Annotated in this window: 18 protein-coding genes; 13 read left to right on the top strand and 5 right to left on the bottom strand. The window is 66.5% G+C overall.

Translation table 11 applies throughout. The features are described from left to right. Nucleotides 1-4 precede the first annotated feature (4 nt). On the bottom strand, nt 5-721 hold the full coding sequence (locus VIP82_RS08030; RefSeq protein WP_331907418.1) for a TetR/AcrR family transcriptional regulator: 717 nt from the start codon (nt 719-721) through the stop codon (nt 5-7). 137 nt (nt 722-858) lie between these two features. Here VIP82_RS08030 and VIP82_RS08025 point away from each other — a divergent pair, with 137 nt between their 5' ends. From VIP82_RS08025 to VIP82_RS23025, 8 genes are all read left to right on the top strand, one after another. Continuing rightward, complete coding sequence (locus VIP82_RS08025; protein WP_331907416.1) at nt 859-2,709, top strand: alpha/beta hydrolase family protein; 1,851 nt, start codon at nt 859-861, stop codon at nt 2,707-2,709. 152 nt (nt 2,710-2,861) lie between these two features. Further along, the gene (locus tag VIP82_RS08020; RefSeq protein ID WP_331907414.1) at nt 2,862-4,562 is read left to right on the top strand and encodes an ABC transporter family substrate-binding protein; all 1,701 of its coding nucleotides are present in this window, start codon (nt 2,862-2,864) and stop codon (nt 4,560-4,562) included. Between the two features lie 66 nt (nt 4,563-4,628). Next, on the top strand, nt 4,629-5,552 hold the full coding sequence (locus VIP82_RS08015) for an ABC transporter permease (protein WP_331907412.1): 924 nt from the start codon (nt 4,629-4,631) through the stop codon (nt 5,550-5,552). Next, nucleotides 5,549-6,451, top strand: a complete 903-nt coding sequence (locus tag VIP82_RS08010; protein ID WP_331907410.1) for an ABC transporter permease — start codon at nt 5,549-5,551, stop codon at nt 6,449-6,451. Before VIP82_RS08015 ends, VIP82_RS08010 begins: the two co-directional genes overlap by 4 nt. Further along, nucleotides 6,448-7,452: an ABC transporter ATP-binding protein gene (locus VIP82_RS08005; protein WP_331907408.1), complete on the top strand. Its 1,005-nt coding sequence runs from the start codon at nt 6,448-6,450 to the stop codon at nt 7,450-7,452. Before VIP82_RS08010 ends, VIP82_RS08005 begins: the two co-directional genes overlap by 4 nt. Continuing rightward, a complete protein-coding gene (locus tag VIP82_RS08000) occupies nt 7,449-8,432 on the top strand; it encodes an ABC transporter ATP-binding protein (RefSeq protein ID WP_331907406.1) in 984 nt (327 codons plus the stop codon). The genes VIP82_RS08005 and VIP82_RS08000 overlap by 4 nt, the downstream gene beginning before the upstream one ends. Then, complete coding sequence (locus VIP82_RS07995; protein WP_331907404.1) at nt 8,429-9,508, top strand: tartrate dehydrogenase; 1,080 nt, start codon at nt 8,429-8,431, stop codon at nt 9,506-9,508. Before VIP82_RS08000 ends, VIP82_RS07995 begins: the two co-directional genes overlap by 4 nt. Before the next feature lie 62 nt (nt 9,509-9,570). Further along, nucleotides 9,571-9,957, top strand: a complete 387-nt coding sequence (locus VIP82_RS23025) for a DUF2255 family protein (protein ID WP_414684636.1) — start codon at nt 9,571-9,573, stop codon at nt 9,955-9,957. On the opposite strand, the gene VIP82_RS07990 is transcribed toward VIP82_RS23025, so the two are convergent. The 3 genes from VIP82_RS07990 to VIP82_RS07980 all read right to left on the bottom strand — a co-directional run bounded on the left by VIP82_RS07990 (nt 9,839) and on the right by VIP82_RS07980 (nt 11,154). Further along, entirely contained in the window at nt 9,839-10,663 is an 825-nt protein-coding gene (locus VIP82_RS07990) for an alpha/beta fold hydrolase (RefSeq protein ID WP_331907402.1), read from the bottom strand. The two genes, VIP82_RS23025 and VIP82_RS07990, sit on opposite strands and share 119 nt — an antisense overlap. Before the next feature lie 93 nt (nt 10,664-10,756). Beyond that, complete coding sequence (locus VIP82_RS07985; protein WP_331907400.1) at nt 10,757-10,927, bottom strand: hypothetical protein; 171 nt, start codon at nt 10,925-10,927, stop codon at nt 10,757-10,759. A gap of 11 nt (nt 10,928-10,938) precedes the next feature. After that, nucleotides 10,939-11,154 carry a hypothetical protein gene (locus VIP82_RS07980; protein WP_331907398.1) on the bottom strand — a complete coding sequence of 72 codons (216 nt, stop codon included), beginning with the start codon at nt 11,152-11,154 and terminating at the stop codon, nt 10,939-10,941. A gap of 183 nt (nt 11,155-11,337) precedes the next feature. Here VIP82_RS07980 and VIP82_RS07975 point away from each other — a divergent pair, with 183 nt between their 5' ends. After that, entirely contained in the window at nt 11,338-11,658 is a 321-nt protein-coding gene (locus VIP82_RS07975; protein WP_331907396.1) for a hypothetical protein, read from the top strand. 153 nt (nt 11,659-11,811) lie between these two features. Here VIP82_RS07975 and VIP82_RS07970 read toward each other — a convergent pair whose 3' ends face one another. Then, nucleotides 11,812-13,038, bottom strand: a complete 1,227-nt coding sequence (locus VIP82_RS07970) for an MFS transporter (protein ID WP_331907394.1) — start codon at nt 13,036-13,038, stop codon at nt 11,812-11,814. 81 nt (nt 13,039-13,119) lie between these two features. Between VIP82_RS07970 and VIP82_RS07965 the strand changes: the two genes are divergently transcribed. From VIP82_RS07965 to VIP82_RS07950, 4 genes are all read left to right on the top strand, one after another. Then, nucleotides 13,120-13,425, top strand: a complete 306-nt coding sequence (locus tag VIP82_RS07965) for an ArsR/SmtB family transcription factor (RefSeq protein ID WP_331907392.1) — start codon at nt 13,120-13,122, stop codon at nt 13,423-13,425. Nucleotides 13,426-13,533: 108 nt separating this feature from the next. After that, entirely contained in the window at nt 13,534-14,517 is a 984-nt protein-coding gene (locus VIP82_RS07960) for a hypothetical protein (protein WP_331907389.1), read from the top strand. A gap of 76 nt (nt 14,518-14,593) precedes the next feature. Beyond that, a complete protein-coding gene (locus VIP82_RS07955) occupies nt 14,594-15,271 on the top strand; it encodes a response regulator transcription factor (RefSeq protein ID WP_331907387.1) in 678 nt (225 codons plus the stop codon). Beyond that, complete coding sequence (locus VIP82_RS07950; protein WP_331907385.1) at nt 15,264-16,568, top strand: sensor histidine kinase; 1,305 nt, start codon at nt 15,264-15,266, stop codon at nt 16,566-16,568. The genes VIP82_RS07955 and VIP82_RS07950 overlap by 8 nt, the downstream gene beginning before the upstream one ends. Nucleotides 16,569-16,726 lie beyond the last annotated feature (158 nt).

Below are 16,726 nucleotides of genomic sequence, written 5' to 3'. Positions count from 1 at the left end.
CGCCCTACTCGTCGGCGCTGGCATCGGCGGCTCGGCCGGGCGCGCGGCGTTCGATGCTCTCCAACAGCAGGTCCAAGGCGGTTTCCCACGCTCGTGGGTCACGAATGCCGGGGAGTCGCGAATCCACCCACGCGATATTGGGGTACTCCTCGAGGTCCAGGCGCCGGTAGTCGAGCTCCCAGGTGAGCTCGTCGGCCTCGTGGATTTCGTCAGGCAGAGCGGCGAGGGCGGCCTCGATGCTCGTCGCCGACCGCACGAGCTGCCCCATCGCGCGGGCATACAGGGCTGCTTCCTCCGGGCCGTACCCGCCACGGCGCAACGCGCCGATGGAGAAGTCCATCGAATGGAAGTCCGTCGGCCGCCGCAATGCCATCTGCAGCGCGAACTGCGGGTAACGCAGATAGTGGTCGTGGATGAGGTGAGCCTGCGCCCGTAGGTCCGCCATCCAGTCATCGGTGGGGATCATCGCTCCGCTGTAGGAGCGTGCTCGCAGCGTGTCGATGACCTCTAGGAGGAGATCATCCTTATCCCGGAAGTGGCGGTAGATAGACGTGGGGTGGGCGGATAGTTCATCGCCCAGTGATTGGAATGTCAGGCGGTCCAATCCGTCGCGCTCGACGATCTTCTCCGCCGCTTCCACGATGATCTCGCGGCTGAGGGAGTCGCGCGGGCGGCGCGGTCGAGGCGAGCCGGGCTTCTTGCCCGCTTGGTTCGTCGCCATCGCATCCCCTCCAGAGCCGGTGTCGCTGATTCACCGTAGCGCACCCCGCAGGCCCATTGTCAACGACGCTGATTTGCCTCTTGAGGACGCGTCTAGTCAGTGTCATAGTCAACATATCTGACTTCGGAGGAGCGAGGATGTCGACAGAATTCGCAAGCGTGGAAGACCGTATCGGACAGCGGTTCTCCATGCCATATCTGCTCACCGTTCGTCCGGCAACGAGCCGGGACGAGGTGCTGCTCCTCGTCGAGGACCATCCCGACGGTTCGCGTGGCCGACTCTGGCGCCCGGGTCAGCCGGAGTCCCCACTGCTTCCGTTTCCGATAAGCGTCGGTGCCATCCTCACCGCGGACGGCCGCTGGGTGATCGACCTGGACGACGGCGGGGGATCCGAAGTCGGTTCACTCGTGGCCATCTCCGTCGATGGTACGACCGCCGTGCCGCTCACACCCGGGCGGGCGCCGTACGTGTTGCGTGGACTGGAGGCAAGTGTCGACGGTTCAGCGGTCGTCGCCACGGTCGTCGACGACGAAGGCTTCCACGTCCTGCTCATCCCTGCTCAGCCGTGGGGTGAGCCGCGAGTGGTCTACAGCAACCCCGTCGAGGCATGGTACGGCCAAGTCTCCGCCGACGGTCGCCTGGTGTGTGTGGACACCACAGACCACAACCCGGGCGTACGCAGGCCCGCACTGACTGTCATCGACGCCGACACCGATGAGACGGTAGGCGTCCTGAATGATCTGCCGGCTGGGCCGGTGCGAGGCGTGCGGTTCTCCGCAGCCGCCGGGGACGAGCGCATTCTTCTGAGCACGGAGAGGTCCGGCTTCGCGCGCCCGGCGATCTGGAATCCCAGGACGAACGCTCGCGAAGACTTCGCGTTCCCCGAGCTGGCCGGTGAACTCGTTCCACTGGACTGGCACGCCCCGTCCCGCCGGGTGCTCGCTCTCCACGTAGAAGATGGGCTGCACCGCCTGCTGGAGCTGACGGAAGGGTCCGCGGAATACAGCATCGTCATGGAGGGAGCGAGTTTTGCGAACCCGGACGTCGCCGACCTCCATCCCTTCCAATGGTCGTCCTACTACGCACCCGACGGGCATGTCCGTGTGGTCCGGTCTCGATGGGATGAGCCACTTCATGTCATCGGACTGGACAGCAATGATGCTCCGGTGACCCTCGTCGCTCCGGCTGCGGTCGCGCGGGCCACTCCCTTCGGCTCGGCGATGGTCGGCAGCGCCGATGGCACCAAGGTTCAGGTGTGGCTGGGGATCCCAGACGGCGAACCGCTCGGGACGATACTGGCCGTCCACGGGGGTCCGAACCTCGTGACCGTCGACGCCTACGATCCGTCCGCGCAGGCTTGGCTCGATGCCGGCTTCGCCTACGCGGCGCTCAACTACCGTGGATCCGTCACGTTCGGTCAACGCTTCCGCGAGGGGTTCTGGGGCTCAGGCGGCGACCGGGAGATCGAAGACGTCGCCGCGGCCCTTGACTGGCTCGCGAAGCGCGGCTTGGCGGATCCGGACACCACCTTCATCACGGGCGCCTCCTTCGGCGGCCATCTCACCCTGCTCAGTGTCGGGCGGCTTCCCGACCGGTTCGCGGGGGGTCTCGCGCAAGTGGCCGTCGCGGACTGGAGCGCCGCCATCGCAGAGATGAACCCCGCCGTTCGGAGCGTCTGGACAACTTGGGTGCCGCCCGAGATGGTTGAGCGCTACTCGGCAATCAGTTACATCGACCATCTGACCGCGTCCGTATGGATCAACCAAGGCGCCATCGACACGCGCACCCCCATCGTCGGAGTTCAGAGCTTCGTCGACGAAGTGCGGCAACGCGGCGGGGACATCCTTCTCGATGTCTTCGAAGGCGGCCACGAGCCGACCGGGTTGGCGATGTTGGAGCACACCCAGCGAAGGATGACCGATCTCGCACTGCGAACGCTCTCGGGAGTTGCGTGGAGCGACGTCGAACCCGACGCCGCCCAGCGCTGACCACAAGTCGGCTGCATCGCGAAACAAAAACGTAATCAATCCCATTGACTATAAGTCTTGCTAAAGGGGAATGCACGGCCATATATTCGAGGCACCCGGCCGACGTAGGGCCACCCGAGCCACCCGTCAACGAACGAAAAGTGGAGTTTCAGATGTCGAAGACACCGCCGGTCTCCCGGCTCTCGCGTCGGCTGGTACTCGCCGTCGCATCGGTTACTGCTGTCGCGCTCACCGCAGCACTGTCAGGCTGCACGGGCGCCACCAGCAACACCAGTTCAACCCCGACCGGCGCGGTGCAGGAGGGGGGCGAAGTCGTCATCGGAGCCGAGCAGGAGCCCGACTGCGTGGACTGGATCGCCACCTGTGCCGGCTCCATCTGGGGCACTTACATGATGCAGGTGCCCACCATGCCCGTGGTCTTCGACACCCGCCTGGTCGATGGTGCGTGGGGGCCGGTGCCGTCGGACCTGGTCGCGGGGGAGCCTGTGGCAGAGACCACCGGCGCCGGCCAGACCATCACGTACAAGATCAACCCGGACGCAGTGTGGTCGGACGGTCAGCCCATCACCTCCGCCGACTTCGAATACACCGCCCTACAGATCCGAGACGGTGAGGACATCTTCGACAAGACCGGCTATGACCGGATCTCCGCTATCGAATCGCCTGACCCTCAGACGGTCGTCGTGACGCTCGACACCCCGTATGCCGGCTGGCGCACCCTGTTCAGCAACTACGGTGTGCTGCCGGCGCACCTGCTGGATGGGCAGGACCGAGCGGCCATCATGGCCGACGGCTACGACTTCAGCGGCGGGCCTTGGAGGATCGAGTCATGGGACCGAGGAACATCTGTCACCCTCATCCCCAATGACAACTACTGGGGCGAAAAGCCTCATCTCGACAAGGTGACCTACCTCTTCCTCCCGGACACCACTGCGGCCTTCCAGGCGCTCAAGAGCGGCCAGGTCGACGTCCTGTACCCGTCGCCGCAGCTGGACGCACTCAGCCAGATCGAGTCTGGGCTGCCGGGCATCACGTCTCAGGTCGACGCGCGAAGCGGGTCGCTGGAAGCGGTGTGGTTCAACAATGAGGCCTTCCCCTTCGACTCCCAGGCGGTCCGTCAGGCCGTCGCGTACTCCATTGACCGTGACGCGATCGTGGAGCGCCTGTTCGGGAGCCTCGGAGTTGACGAGGCGCAGCAGAGCTTCAACAGTCCCATCGTCGCCGAATACGCCGCTGACGACTTCTCCCAGTACGGCCTCGACCTCGAAAAGGTGAGCGACTTGATGGAGGGTGACGGCTGGGCGAAGAACTCTGACGGCGTCTGGGAGAAGGGCGGTCAGACCGCCTCTTTCGCCATCGAAACGCTGGCCGGCAACAAGCGCCGCGACCTCACCACCCAGGTGTTGCAGTCCCAGCTCGCTGAGGCCGGGTTCGACATGACCATCAACTCGGTCACCCCGGCGGACCTGTTCGGTACGATCGCTCCGGAGGGTGACTTCCAGGCGGGCTTGTGGGCGATTGTGGACACGTTCGCGGATCCCACGCTCAGCTCGTCGTTCCTGTCGACCAACATCCCGACCGCAGACAACGGGTTCTCGGGCATCAACTTCTACCGGGTTTCGATTCCTGAGCTGGACCCGCTGCTGAGCCAGGTGGATACCGAGCTGGACATCGACAAGCGAATCGATGTGTCGAAGCAGGCCGACGCGGTTATCGCTGAGAACGTGCCCTCCCTTCCGCTGGACACGGTCCCGCTGGTGCTGCTGTGGAGCGACAAGGTGGGCGGGCCCCTCGAGATCAACCCCGTGCAGGGTCCCTTCTGGAACCTCGCCGCCTGGGGTCTCGCAGGCTGACAGCGGACGGGCCCAGGAGAGACTGTGTTCAGCTTCGTCGCCAGGAGAGTGCTCTACTCACTCCCCGTGATCCTGCTGGCGTCGTTCATCCTCTTCTGGGCCGTCCGCTCCACCTTCGACCCGCTGGCGAAGCTCCGGCAGGCCGCGGACCCCACTGCGCTGCAACGGGAGATTGAGCGTTTGGGCCTGGAGCGATCGATCGTGGAGCAGTACCTGCTCTGGCTGCGCTCTTTCCTCACGGGGGACTGGGGGGTGAGCTCGCGAACCGGCACGCCGGTCTTGCCCCTCATCGGCGACGCGCTCTGGCCGACACTGCAACTGGCGTTCTGGGGCCTGCTGGTCGCGATCATCATCGCCGGCGGGATCAGTGTGTATTCCGCTGTCCGCCAATACTCGTTAGGCGACCAGATCTTCACCGGGGCGTCGTATGTCGGCATCGCCATGCCTGCGTTCTGGTTCGGGCTGATATTGATCCAGGCGTTGGCGGTCTGGCCGAAGGAGACGTTCGGGTTGGATGAGCCGCCGCTGTTCTTTATCGGTCTGCCGCCGGTGTCCGAGGTCGGTGTGGTGGACTACGCGCGCCACCTCATCCTCCCGGTGGCGGCGTTGATGATCGCGCTGGTCGCTTCGTGGAGCCGTTTCGGCCGGGCGGCGATGTTGGACTCGCTGTCCAGCGACTATGTGCGTACCGCGCGAGCCAAGGGCGTGCCTCGCAAGCAGATCATTTGGCGTCACGCGGTCCGCAATTCGCTGGCGCCGTTCGTCACCGTGGTCGCGCTCGATGCGGCGATCCTCATCGGAGGTCTGGTGGTGACCGAGCAGATCTTCGCCATCCCGGGGATGGGACGCCTGTTCCTGCAGTCGCTTGTCGCAGGCGACGTCTTCGTGCTGCTGCCCTGGATGATTGTGGTCGCCATCGCAGTGGTGCTGTGCAACCTCGTGGCCGACATCGGGTATGCACTTCTCGACCCGAGAGTGAGGCTGCAATGAGCGGCGCAGGGATCACCGGCAGCGAGGAACTCCTCGCCGAACAGCCCGTCGCGGCTGGCTCCACGCGGCAACTCGTTAAGCGCTTCGCACACCACAAGCTGGCGCTGGGCAGTCTCGTCGTCCTGCTGATCCTCATCGTGGTGTGCTTCGGCGCTGCTTGGATCGCACCGTACCCGCAGGGTCAGCAGGACCTGCTGCTCGGGCCGACCTCTCCGTCAGCCGAGCATTGGCTCGGCACCGATGAGCTCGGCCGTGACTACCTCAGCGAGATCCTCTACGCCGGCCAGATCTCACTGGCCATCGGATTGAGCGTCGCGCTGCTGGCCACGTTGGTCGGGACCGCGCTGGGGGCCGTCGCCGGGTACGCCGGGGGATGGGTGGGGGAACTCATCATGCGCCTGACCGACTTGTTCCTCATCGTCCCCGCCATTGCGCTGCTGGCTGTGATCGTGCAGGGGCTGGGGCCGTCCCCGACGACCATCGTCTTCGCCCTGACTGCGCTGGGCTGGACATACATCGCCCGTGTGGTGCGCGCGCAGGTGCTGTCGTTGAGGGAGAAGGACTTCATCGAAGCAGCTCGCGGCATTGGCGCCTCGAGTGTGCGCATCGTGCTGTCGCACCTGCTCCCCAATCTGGCGGGGGTCATCGCCGTCGCCATGAGCCTGGCCGTCGCGTCGGCCATCATCGCGGAGTCGACGCTGAGCTTCCTTGGCTTCGGCGTCCAATCGCCGCAGACCAGCTGGGGGTCCATGCTCAGCCAGGCCGCCGGCTACGTCGGCACACCGCAGGTGTACCTGCTTTATTTCCCGGGCATGTTCATCCTCATAACTGTGCTGAGCGTCAACTTCATCGGAGACGGGCTGCGCGACGCTCTCGACCCGCAAGGCAAGAACCTGTGAACGACGTCGCGCCGCTTCTCGAGGTGGAAAACCTCTCCGTCACCTTTCCGACCGACGCCGGCCCTGCCCGCGCTATCGAAGGCGTCAGCTTCACCCTGCTCGCCGGGGAGACTCTCGGCATCGTAGGGGAGTCCGGTTCGGGTAAATCGATGACGGCGATGGCGATCATGGGAATTCTTCCCAAGCGCGCGGTCGTCACCGGGTCTATCCGGTTGCGCGGACGGGAGTTGGTCGGGCTGTCTGACGACGAACTGCGCGAGATCCGCGGGAACGAAGTTGCCATCGTTTTTCAGGACGCGCTGACAGCGTTGAACCCTGTGGCGACAGTCGGTGACCAGCTGATTGAGGCGGTGCGGGTGCACCGTCCTGACACGACGCGCGAGCAGCGCCGGGTACGGGCTGTCGAACTGCTTGAACTTGTGGGCATCCCGGCGCCCGAGAAGCGCATCGACCGCTATCCCCACGAGTTTTCCGGCGGCATGCGTCAGCGCGTGATGATTGCGATGAGCATCGCCAACGAGCCGGACCTGCTGATCGCGGACGAGCCGACCACTGCTCTGGACGTCACCGTGCAGGCTCAGGTCCTAGAAGTCCTGCGGGAGGTGCAGCGACGGACCGGTACGACGGTCGTTGTCATCACGCATGATCTCGGCGTTGTCGCCGGCATCGCCGACCGTGTCATCGTGATGTATGCGGGTGGCGTCGTCGAGGCGGCGGACGTAGACCCGCTCTTCCACGACACCGCGCATCCATACAGCGCGGGGCTGCTCGCATCCCTGCCGCGCCTTGACCGCCGTTCGTCGCGCGACGACCGCCTCTATCAGATCCCGGGGCAGCCGCCGGTGGCTACGAACTGGCCGAACGGCTGCCGTTTCGCGCCGCGATGCGCGTACGCCGTTGCAGGTCGCTGTGATGTCGTCGTGCCGCCTCCGTTGAGCGTGGGGCCCGCGCACACGGCAAGTTGCGTCCGGGTCGGCGAATGGCAGCAGGAGGCGCGATGAGCACCACGTTGACGGTCGAAAGTCTCGTCAAGGAGTACCCTACCGGCGGCAGCCTGTTGCGGCGCAGCACAGAGGTCGTCCATGCGGTGTCAGATGTGAGTCTGTCCGTGCCCGGCGGCACGACCTTTGGGCTTGTCGGAGAGTCAGGATGCGGCAAGTCGTCGCTGGGACGCAGCGTCGCCAAGTTGCAGCCCTCGACGTCCGGGGTCATCCGCCTCGACGATTTGGACATCACACGCCATGCAGGAACACGGTTGCGTGCCCTGCGTCGCCGCATCCAGTTCGTCTTTCAGGATCCGTACGCGTCGCTGAACCCTCGAAAGTCCGTAAGCGACACCCTCACGGAGCCCCTGATCATCCACGGGCTTCATCGAGGGAAGCAGCGTGAGCGGGTGCTTGAGCTGTTGGACATGGTCGGCTTGAATCCCGCACTCGCTGACCGGTTTCCGCACGAATTCTCCGGCGGTCAACGCCAACGCATCGGCATCGCACGAGCGCTCGCCGTCGAACCGGAGATCATCGTCCTTGACGAGCCTGTCAGCGCGCTCGACGTCAGCGTGCAGGCCGGTGTCCTGAACCTGCTTGATGACCTCCAGCGTGATCTCGGCCTGACCTACCTGTTCATCGCACACGACCTGTCCGTGGTCCGGCACCTGAGCGACCGCGTCGGAGTCATGTACCTGGGCAAACTCATCGAAGAAGCGCCGGTGGACACCCTTTACGAGGGTCCGATGCACCCGTACACACAGGCTCTGCTGTCAGCGATTCCCGTTCCGGACCCACGCGTCGAGCGAGCGCGGGAACGCATCGTGCTCACCGGTGACGTACCCAGCCCTGTGGCACCGCCGTCAGGCTGCCGGTTTCGCACCCGCTGCTGGAAAGCCACCGAGCGGTGCGCCGTCGAGGAACCGCCGCTTATCGACCGCGGCGACGGCCACCGCGTCGCCTGTCACTATCCTGCCGAAAGGAACGTGGTGTGAGCGCAGCGCCCCATCGAATTGCTGTCATTCCCGGAGACGGAATCGGGAAGGAGGTCGTACCGGCAGGGCTTGCCGTGCTCGGCGCCGCCGCGGACCGGTACGACGTGCCACTGTCGTACGAGCAGTTCGACTTCGCCTCGGCCGACTACTGGGTAGAGCACGGAAAGATGCTCCCCGACGACTGGTTCGAAACACTCAAGGGTTTCGACGCCCTCTTCTTCGGCGCTGTCGGGTGGCCGGACACCGTCCCCGACCACATCTCGCTGTGGGGAAGCCTCATCCAGTTTCGCCGGCGGTTCGACCAGTACATCAGTCTGCGCCCCTGCCGTCTGCTCCCCGGAATTCCCAGCCCTCTCGCTGGCCGCGGCCCCGGCGATATCGACTTCGTCGTGGTCCGTGAGAACACCGAAGGTGAATACTCATCCATCGGCGGGAAGATTTTCGATGACACTGACCGTGAAGTGGTCGTCCAGCAAACGGTGATGACCCGAACCGGTGTGGATCGAGTGCTGCGGTATGCCTACGAACTGGCGCAGCGACGAGACCGCCACAAAATCACGTCGGCAACCAAGAGCAACGGCATCACCATTTCCATGCCGTACTGGGATGAGCGATTCGCGGCTATGGGAGCGAAGTTTCCGGACATCGCCCGGGACCAGTTCCACATCGACATCCTGGCGGCCAACTTCGTGCTGCACCCTGACTGGTTCGACGTCGTCGTTGCAAGCAACCTGTTCGGTGACATCCTGTCCGACCTGGGTCCCGCCTGCACCGGCACCATCGGAGTGGCGCCCAGCGCCAACATCAATCCCGAGGGTCTCTTTCCAAGCCTGTTCGAGCCGGTTCACGGGTCAGCGCCAGACATCGCAGGTCAGGGCATCGCCAACCCCATCGGACAGATCTGGTGCGGTGCGATGATGCTCGACCATCTCGGTCATCCAGACGCGTCCGCGGCCATCCTGATGGCAATCGAACGTGTCCTCGAGGATGGGGCGGCGGCGGTCCTGACGCCGGATATCGGCGGCACGGGTACGACGCAGACGCTCGCGCGGGCCATCACGGATGCACTCGCCTGACGGCCCTTTCGTCGATCTGGCTCTCCGCCGGGAGCTCAGTGCTGGACCGCGTCGAACTCGGCATGGTCACGATCGAGGGACGACTGATGGTCCGTGCCTTCCAGGGGGCGGACTCCCGGTGGTTCGCTGCAGCGGTCGAGAACCGCACCGGCACGATCGAGGTGGGCGGCCATCTGCATCATGTGACGTTCCAACGCACAAGCGAAGACGACGAGCGCATCTCAGTCCACCGCCACGACGGCTGTGAAGGGCGTCTGAACCTTCGGCCGACGCGTCGCCCGCAACCCGGTCGGGCAGCGCGCGGATGCCGGACCCTATCGCGCGCAGTGGCTACTGATGGCGAGCTGGTGCTGTGGAAATTCCGATCCCATCGAGCCAGTCGGACAAAAGCGCTGCCACGAGACCGGGACGCTCGTGGGGAAGCGCATGTCCTGCGTCGCCCGCAGTGACCACGGTGGCACGCGGGTACCGATCGCCGAGGCGCTGTTGCCGTTCCCAGCCCACCCAGTGATCGTGTCGGCCCGAGATCACCAGCACCGGCGCGTCTATGGCTACCGTGTCGGGGTCCGCGCTGTGTGGTCCCGCGGTGATCGCGCTCTCCAATGTCTGCTCGTCGACCTCTCCGACGACGGGGATCACCGCGCGACGGAATCGATCGAGAGTATCCGCCGTTCGGACGACGAAGTACCCCTCGTACTCGTCGCGCTGATCGGGATCGAGTTCGGTGGACACGTGATCGTCTCGAATCACTACTGGTGCAGGGGTGCGCTGTTCCCCGGGTAGAGCCGGGCAGATCAGCGCGACTCCGGCGATCCGGTCGGGATGCCGGGCCGCGATCGCGCGCGCGAAGTGTCCGCCGAACGAGTGCCCGAGTACCAGAAATCTGCCGGTCGGTGCTTCCCTGTCGAGGAGGAGGTCTACCAGGTCCAGCACGTCATCCGGTCTCCGAACTCCCGATGAGGGGCGGGAGTCGCCGTGGCCAGGCAAGTCGATGTACACCCGCCGCACCGGCCGTGCATCGATCATCGGCTCGAGGAAGCCGCGCACCTCGCCCCGTGCGGAGTACGCGCCGTGCAGAGCGAGGAGCGGGATGCCGACGCCGACGCTGTCGTAAGCCAGCGACGCCGTATCGCTCAGCAGAACCCGCATCGTCATGTCCCCATGATCGTTCAGGCGATCCGCCGACCCAAGCGACTCTGACGATCAGCCCGCAGCGCGGTCGCTCGGAGCGCCGCGCCGACGCGTACTTCAGTGATATTCCCCGCCGGCAGATCCGATGATCTGTCGCATGACCTCGACCGAGATCTCCTCGGGTTCACCGTTGACCCACTCGTGGACCGTGAACGGAACGCCAAGACGACTGAGGTAGCCGGCGGTCTTCTCGAGCCGTGGCACGACCTGGATGTGCGCCGGTGGCATTCGGCGGCGCTCTACTCCGCGGTCTTCTCGACCCACGTCACCATGAGGTGCGGGCTGTACACGTAGACGATGGTGTCGCCCTTCCAGGCGATTTCGATCGTGCCCTTGCCTGCGTTCATCGCGGAGATGATCTGGGAACGCACGGCTTCCCACGCGCTCATGTCTACGAACCGGAATTTTTTGTACGCCGTCGCGGGACCGATGTAGAGCGTCACGTCCGTTGCCATGCGACGCACTTTATCGGCGTCGCGGAGTCGCGTCGCGCACGCCGGCTTCGAACCAAGACGGCCCGAAGGCGGGTCCTTGAGCAGGCGGATGCCGGTCCGCGCCGCGGGCGCTGTTGCTCTCAACGAGCCGGGCTCCGGCGCGCAGGGCAGTGTGCCGTCGTCCTAAGCTCGGCTCATGATGCGGTGCGGCAGGTCATCATCGGTCCTGGCTTCGCGCGGGACGAAGCGGGAAGCGCTGGGAAGGGCCGGGTTGCTGAGCCGGTCAGCGCCGGAGACGCCGTCGCGGTCCGGCAGGATCCGTCGTCCCGGCCTCTCCTCGAAAAAGGCAAGGAGTACGCGTTGTGGCTGACTCCGACGATGCTGGACGGCGACGCCGCCAACGACTTCTTCATCACCGGATCGAATGCGGGGATGTACCTCGTAGACGGGGACATCGCTCGCCGTGTGGCAACGGAACCGGGAGACAACCTGCCCGAGACGATTGAGATCGCGGGGCGACCGTGATGACGAAGCGATAACCGCGTTGCCTGTGCCGCGCGTTAGCGACCAGATGTCGGCGGTCTTCCCGGGTTGTTCGAGTCACGGAACCCCTGATGACAGGATGCGGTCAGCGCTCGAGGCTCCGCTGACGCATACATCTACCTGAGGCGGATGCTGTCACGCCCCGCGCCGTAGGCGCAACCAGAACGCGACCCCCGCCAGCACCACCACGACGACCCCGTACCCCACGACCACAGCGCCCAGGCCGACAACCCCGACCAGCGCCCCCGCGATGACCGCGGGCACACCGAACGACAGATAAGCCAGCACATACAGCACGGCGAACGTGTCCGCCCGCTCGCCCGCCGGAATCCGCGGAGCCAGGGAGGCGATCACACCGGAGAACCCGGTGCCGAAACCCATCCCGGTCACCGCGGTCGCAATGAGGTAGAACGGCAGCGACTCGACACCGAGCGCGACCAGCGACAGCAGTGTCCCTGCACCGAGCGCTGCGGTGCCGAACAGCACCAGCGTCCGCGCCGTACGCTTGCGCAGCACGAACGCCGCCACGGCGCCGACGCCGGCGAGCAGCACGACTCCGAGCCCCTGCCAGAAGTGCGCCTCGCCATCGAGCTCACTTCGGACGATGTTCGCACCGAGCGACAGGAACAGTCCGCCTGTCGCCCAACCGGCGACCACGGCAGGAGCTCCGCGCCAGAAGTCCGCGCGGATCGCTGACGGAACCGTCAACCGGAAGCGCAGCGACCGCCACGCTCCTGGCGTGCGCGGAGCAGTCTCCGGCACCATGAAGAACAGCACCGCGAGCACCGCATACACGGTGCTCAGCGGAGCGAAGACGTCGAGCAGCGCCTGGCCGCTCACGTCGAGCAGCACGCCCGAGACCAGTGCGCCGAGCGCAAGCCCGATGCCGGCGCTCAGCGCGTTCCAGAGTCCCGCGATACCCGCGCGTCCGTTCGGCGCGAAGTCGAGAGCGGTCGCCGACAGCGCTGAGATGAGCAGACCGCTCGCCACGCCCTGCAGAATCCGGGCGAAGAACAACACTGCGACGGCATCCGCATGCCAGAACAGGAACATGCTCCCAGCCAGCAGCACGAACCCTGCGATCACGACCGGTCGACGGCCGACATGATCCGAGAGCGAGCCCGCCGTCAGCAGGGTGAGCAGCAGCGCTCCCGCGTACACCGCGAACACGGCGCTGATGACGATCGCATCGAACCCGATGCTCTGCGCGAGCACCGGATAGAACGGCGAGGGCGCACTGGCGCCGACCATCATCAGGATCTGCGCCACGATCGCCAGGACGAAGCCGAAATGGGTGCGGCGCGGGAGCGCTTCGTCTCTCTTCGCCCGCTCGACGACTGGGCTCGAGGCGGTGTTGGTCATGGTTGCTCCCTTAGAGTTCGATTTTTCTCGAACTATCGGAGCGTACGTGCCTTTCCACAATTGTTCAACTATTCTCGAACTATGTCTGGGGATCTTCCGCACCCCGAGCGCTCCGAGATCCAGCTCACGGACGTGCTCTTCGCGCTCAGCGACCCTGAGCGCCTCGCCATTGCGCGCCAGCTCGCCGATGGTCCCCTCGACATGGCCGCCTGCCATGCCACTGACCCGACGCTCCCCAAGTCCACCAAGTCGCACTTCATGAAAGTCCTCCGCGAGGCCGGCGTCATCCGCAACGAACCGAACGGGCGCGGGCGGATGCTGACGCTCCGGCGCGAGGATCTCGACGAGCTGTTTCCGGGATTGCTGGAGTCGGTGCTTCGGAGCTGACCTGCCGCATCCTGTCCAGGCGGAACGCGCCCCCGTAGCCGGGCCTTGGGCGGGCGTCCCGGGTCCGAGCGGGATGTCTTCGCGTCTGTCGTGGCATACAGTCGGGGCGTGGCGAAGGGGCGGTATGCCGCGGACGAGCGCGCGCTTCTGGGATCGACGGAGGTGTCGCTGCGTTTCCTCGCGCGCCGCGATCTCGGCGACGAGGACCCCTCGTCGCGGCCCATGCGCGCGCTGCGCCGGGAGGTGCGCGAGTCGACGCGGGTGGCTGCCCTGTTGTCGGGTCGGCTGCGGGTTGCCGCCACCACGTATCGCAAGTGGCAGGGTGCACACTGGGTGGCGCTGCATCTTGCCTCACTCGGCTGCGCCGGCGGTGATGGCCAGGTGGATTCCCTCGTCGACGAAGTGCTCGCGCACTGGACCTCGCCCCAGTACCTCTCGGACCGGGAAGTAGTCCGAGCGGATTCAAGTCAACGGTTCGTTCCCGTGGTGGCGGGTAAGGCGCGGCGCTGTGGCTCGCAGCAGGGTGGTGCCCTCTGGGCGGCGATCGTGTTGGGCTACCGTGCGGATCCGCGCGTCGACATCTTGGCCGATCGGCTCACGCAGTGGCAGTGGCCAGACGGCGGGTGGAACTGCGACCGCCGCCCCGAAGCGCGGATGTCGTCGGTCAACGAGTCGTTCCTGCCGCTGCGGGGTCTCGCGGCGCACGGCCGGCACAAAGAGAACGTCGCACGAGCCGCCCACTTCTTCCTCGAGCGGCACGTGACGTATCGTCGGTCCGTCGATGAACCGCTCCATCCATCTACCGTGCAGCTGCATTTCCCCGCCTATTGGCACTATGACGTCCTGGCCGGGCTGGATGCGTTACGTGAGACGGGTCACATGCGCGACCCGCGCTGTGGCCGGGCGCTCGATCTGCTGGAGAGCCTTCGACTTCCGGACGGAGGGTGGCCGGCGACGGCGCGCTGGTACCGCGTGCGTGATGAGGGGCCGAGCGTGGAGTCCGTCGACTGGGGCCCGACGGGCAAGACTTTGCCGAACCCGTGGGTGACGCTCGCCGCACTACGAATCCTCCACGCCGCCGGGCGATACTGACACGAGGTCACGCCCCGTCCTCCGGGAGGGCCGCGCTTCAGGCGGGATTCAGCCGGCGGGGGCCAGACTGGGGCCGATGCGGATTCTCGTGGTGGATGATGAGGTGCGCCTCGCCGACGGCATCCGTCGCGGACTCGAGGCGGAGGGGTTCGGGGTGGACGTCGCCCACAACGGTGTGGACGGACTGTGGCGGGCCCGGGAGACCGCGTACGACGCCATCGTGCTCGACCTGATGATGCCGGGCATGAGCGGATGGAAGGTCTGCGAGGCGCTGCGGGCGGAGGAGAACTGGACGCCGGTGCTCATGCTCACGGCGAAGGACGGCGAGTGGGACCAGGTCGAGGCGCTCGAGACGGGCGCCGACGACTACGTGACCAAGCCCTTCTCGTTCGCCGTGCTCGTCGCCCGTCTGCGTGCGTTGATCCGCCGGGGCGGTGTCGAGCGGCCGACGGTGCTCGAGGCGGGCGATCTGCGGCTCGACCCCGGTGCCCGCACGGTGCGGCGCGGCGATACCGATGTCGACCTCACGTCGCGGGAGTTCTCCGTGCTCGAGCACCTCATGCGCCACCGTGGGCAGGTGATCTCCAAGCGCGACCTCATCGCCGGCGTCTGGAACGACGACTTCGAGGGGGACCCGAACATCGTCGAGGTCTACGTCGGTCACCTGCGGCGCAAGGTCGACCGGCCGTTCGGCCGAGCGGCGATCGAGACCATCCGCGGCGCGGGCTACCGTCTGGCGGCCGACGGTGGCTGAGGGGCATCGCCGTTCGCTGCGGACCCGCATCACCGCGGCCTCGACGCTGGTCGTCGCCGCCGCGCTGGTGGTGGGGGCGCTGGCGTTCTACGGCATCCTGTCCGTCACCATCCGTGACGCCACCGTGCGTGCCGCCGAGACGCGCGCCGAGCAGCTCGCGGCCCGGATCGACGCCGAAGGGCCGGCCGTGGTGACCGAGCTCGACGACGACATCGCGCAGGTGCTCGGCGAGGACGGGCGCGTCGTCGCCACGTCGGAGGAAGCCGACGGCGGCGACCTGCCCGACCTCGACGGAGGCCCCGTGATCACGTACGACGACGAACCGATGATCGTCGTGCGGGAAGACCTCGACGACGGCGGCGCGCTGCTCCTGGCGGTGTCGGTGGAGGACGACCAGAGCACCCTCGCCACCGTCGCGGTGCTGCTCGCCGTCGCCGTCGCCGGCGTCGTCGCACTGGTCGCCGCGATCACGTGGTGGGTGGTCGGGCGAGCACTCCGCCCGGTGGAGCGCATCCGCGCAGAGGTGGACGACATCTCCGCCGATCGCCTGGACCGGCGGATCGCCGTGCCGGCATCGGGCGACGAGATCGCCGCGCTCGCCGGCACGATGAATCGAATGCTGGATCGGTTGGATACCGCGGCCGCTGCGCAGCGCCGGTTCGTATCGGATGCCTCGCACGAGCTGCGCTCTCCGCTCGCTACGATCCGCCAGCACGCCGAACTGGCGCAGCTGCACCCCGACGCGACATCGGTCGACGATCTCGCCGGGGTGGTCCACGACGAAGGACTGCGGATGCAGGAGCTCGTCGACGCGCTGCTGCTGCTGACGCGGCTCGACGAGAGTCCTGTGATCCACCAAGAGGCCGTCGACCTCGACGACCTCGCCCTCGCGGAGATCTCGCGGCTCCGCGCCGGGGGGGCTGAGGTCGATGGGTCCGGCATCCATGCCGCACGGGTGCGCGGTGACGTCCGCCTGCTGGGCCGGCTCGTGCGCAATCTCGCCGACAACGCCGCGCGGCACGCGCGGTCGGCTGTCGCTATCGGGGTGCTCGAGAGTGACGGGCAGGTGCTGCTGACCGTCGATGACGACGGCCCGGGCGTTCCGGCGGCGGAGCGCGAGCGCATCTTCGAGCGCTTCGTGCGCCTCGACGAGGCACGTGCACGCGACGCCGGCGGCAGTGGGCTGGGCCTTGCGATCGTCCGCGCGATCGCCGAGGCCGAAGGCGGCAGCGTGGTGGTCGAGGATTCGCCGCTCGGCGGCGCGCGGTTCACGGTCGTGCTCCCCGCGGCATCCTGAACACGGCTTCAGGATGCTTCAGGCCTGCTTCAGCGACCGGTCGGCACCATCGGAGCATGGATGACAAGAACAGCACCCCCGAAACTTCCCCCGCCCGCCCCGTCGACGCCGGGCAGACCGAAGTGGTCGCCGCCACGCAGGCCCCCGACCCGGGCGGC

This window comes from Microbacterium sp. (genome assembly GCF_036566905.1).
GTDB lineage: Bacteria > Actinomycetota > Actinomycetes > Actinomycetales > Microbacteriaceae > Microbacterium.
The sequence above is the reverse complement of the archived record's forward strand: the minus strand, read 5'-3'. Positions and strand labels throughout refer to the sequence as shown.

Excerpts from the sequence above, each read along its gene's own strand:
- VIP82_RS07965 (WP_331907392.1), top strand. The coding sequence starts at position 13,120 with ATGTCTGGGGATCTTCCGCACCCCGAGCGCTCCGAGATCCAGCTCACG.
- VIP82_RS08000 (WP_331907406.1), top strand. The coding sequence starts at position 7,449 with ATGAGCACCACGTTGACGGTCGAAAGTCTCGTCAAGGAGTACCCTACC.
- VIP82_RS07970 (WP_331907394.1), bottom strand. The coding sequence starts at position 13,038 with ATGACCAACACCGCCTCGAGCCCAGTCGTCGAGCGGGCGAAGAGAGAC.
- VIP82_RS08025 (WP_331907416.1), top strand. The coding sequence starts at position 859 with ATGTCGACAGAATTCGCAAGCGTGGAAGACCGTATCGGACAGCGGTTC.
- VIP82_RS07980 (WP_331907398.1), bottom strand. The coding sequence starts at position 11,154 with ATGGCAACGGACGTGACGCTCTACATCGGTCCCGCGACGGCGTACAAA.
- VIP82_RS23025 (WP_414684636.1), top strand. The coding sequence starts at position 9,571 with ATGGTCACGATCGAGGGACGACTGATGGTCCGTGCCTTCCAGGGGGCG.
- VIP82_RS07955 (WP_331907387.1), top strand. The coding sequence starts at position 14,594 with ATGCGGATTCTCGTGGTGGATGATGAGGTGCGCCTCGCCGACGGCATC.
- VIP82_RS07990 (WP_331907402.1), bottom strand. The coding sequence starts at position 10,663 with ATGACGATGCGGGTTCTGCTGAGCGATACGGCGTCGCTGGCTTACGAC.
- VIP82_RS08030 (WP_331907418.1), bottom strand. The coding sequence starts at position 721 with ATGGCGACGAACCAAGCGGGCAAGAAGCCCGGCTCGCCTCGACCGCGC.
- VIP82_RS08020 (WP_331907414.1), top strand. The coding sequence starts at position 2,862 with ATGTCGAAGACACCGCCGGTCTCCCGGCTCTCGCGTCGGCTGGTACTC.
- VIP82_RS07985 (WP_331907400.1), bottom strand. The coding sequence starts at position 10,927 with ATGCCACCGGCGCACATCCAGGTCGTGCCACGGCTCGAGAAGACCGCC.
- VIP82_RS08010 (WP_331907410.1), top strand. The coding sequence starts at position 5,549 with ATGAGCGGCGCAGGGATCACCGGCAGCGAGGAACTCCTCGCCGAACAG.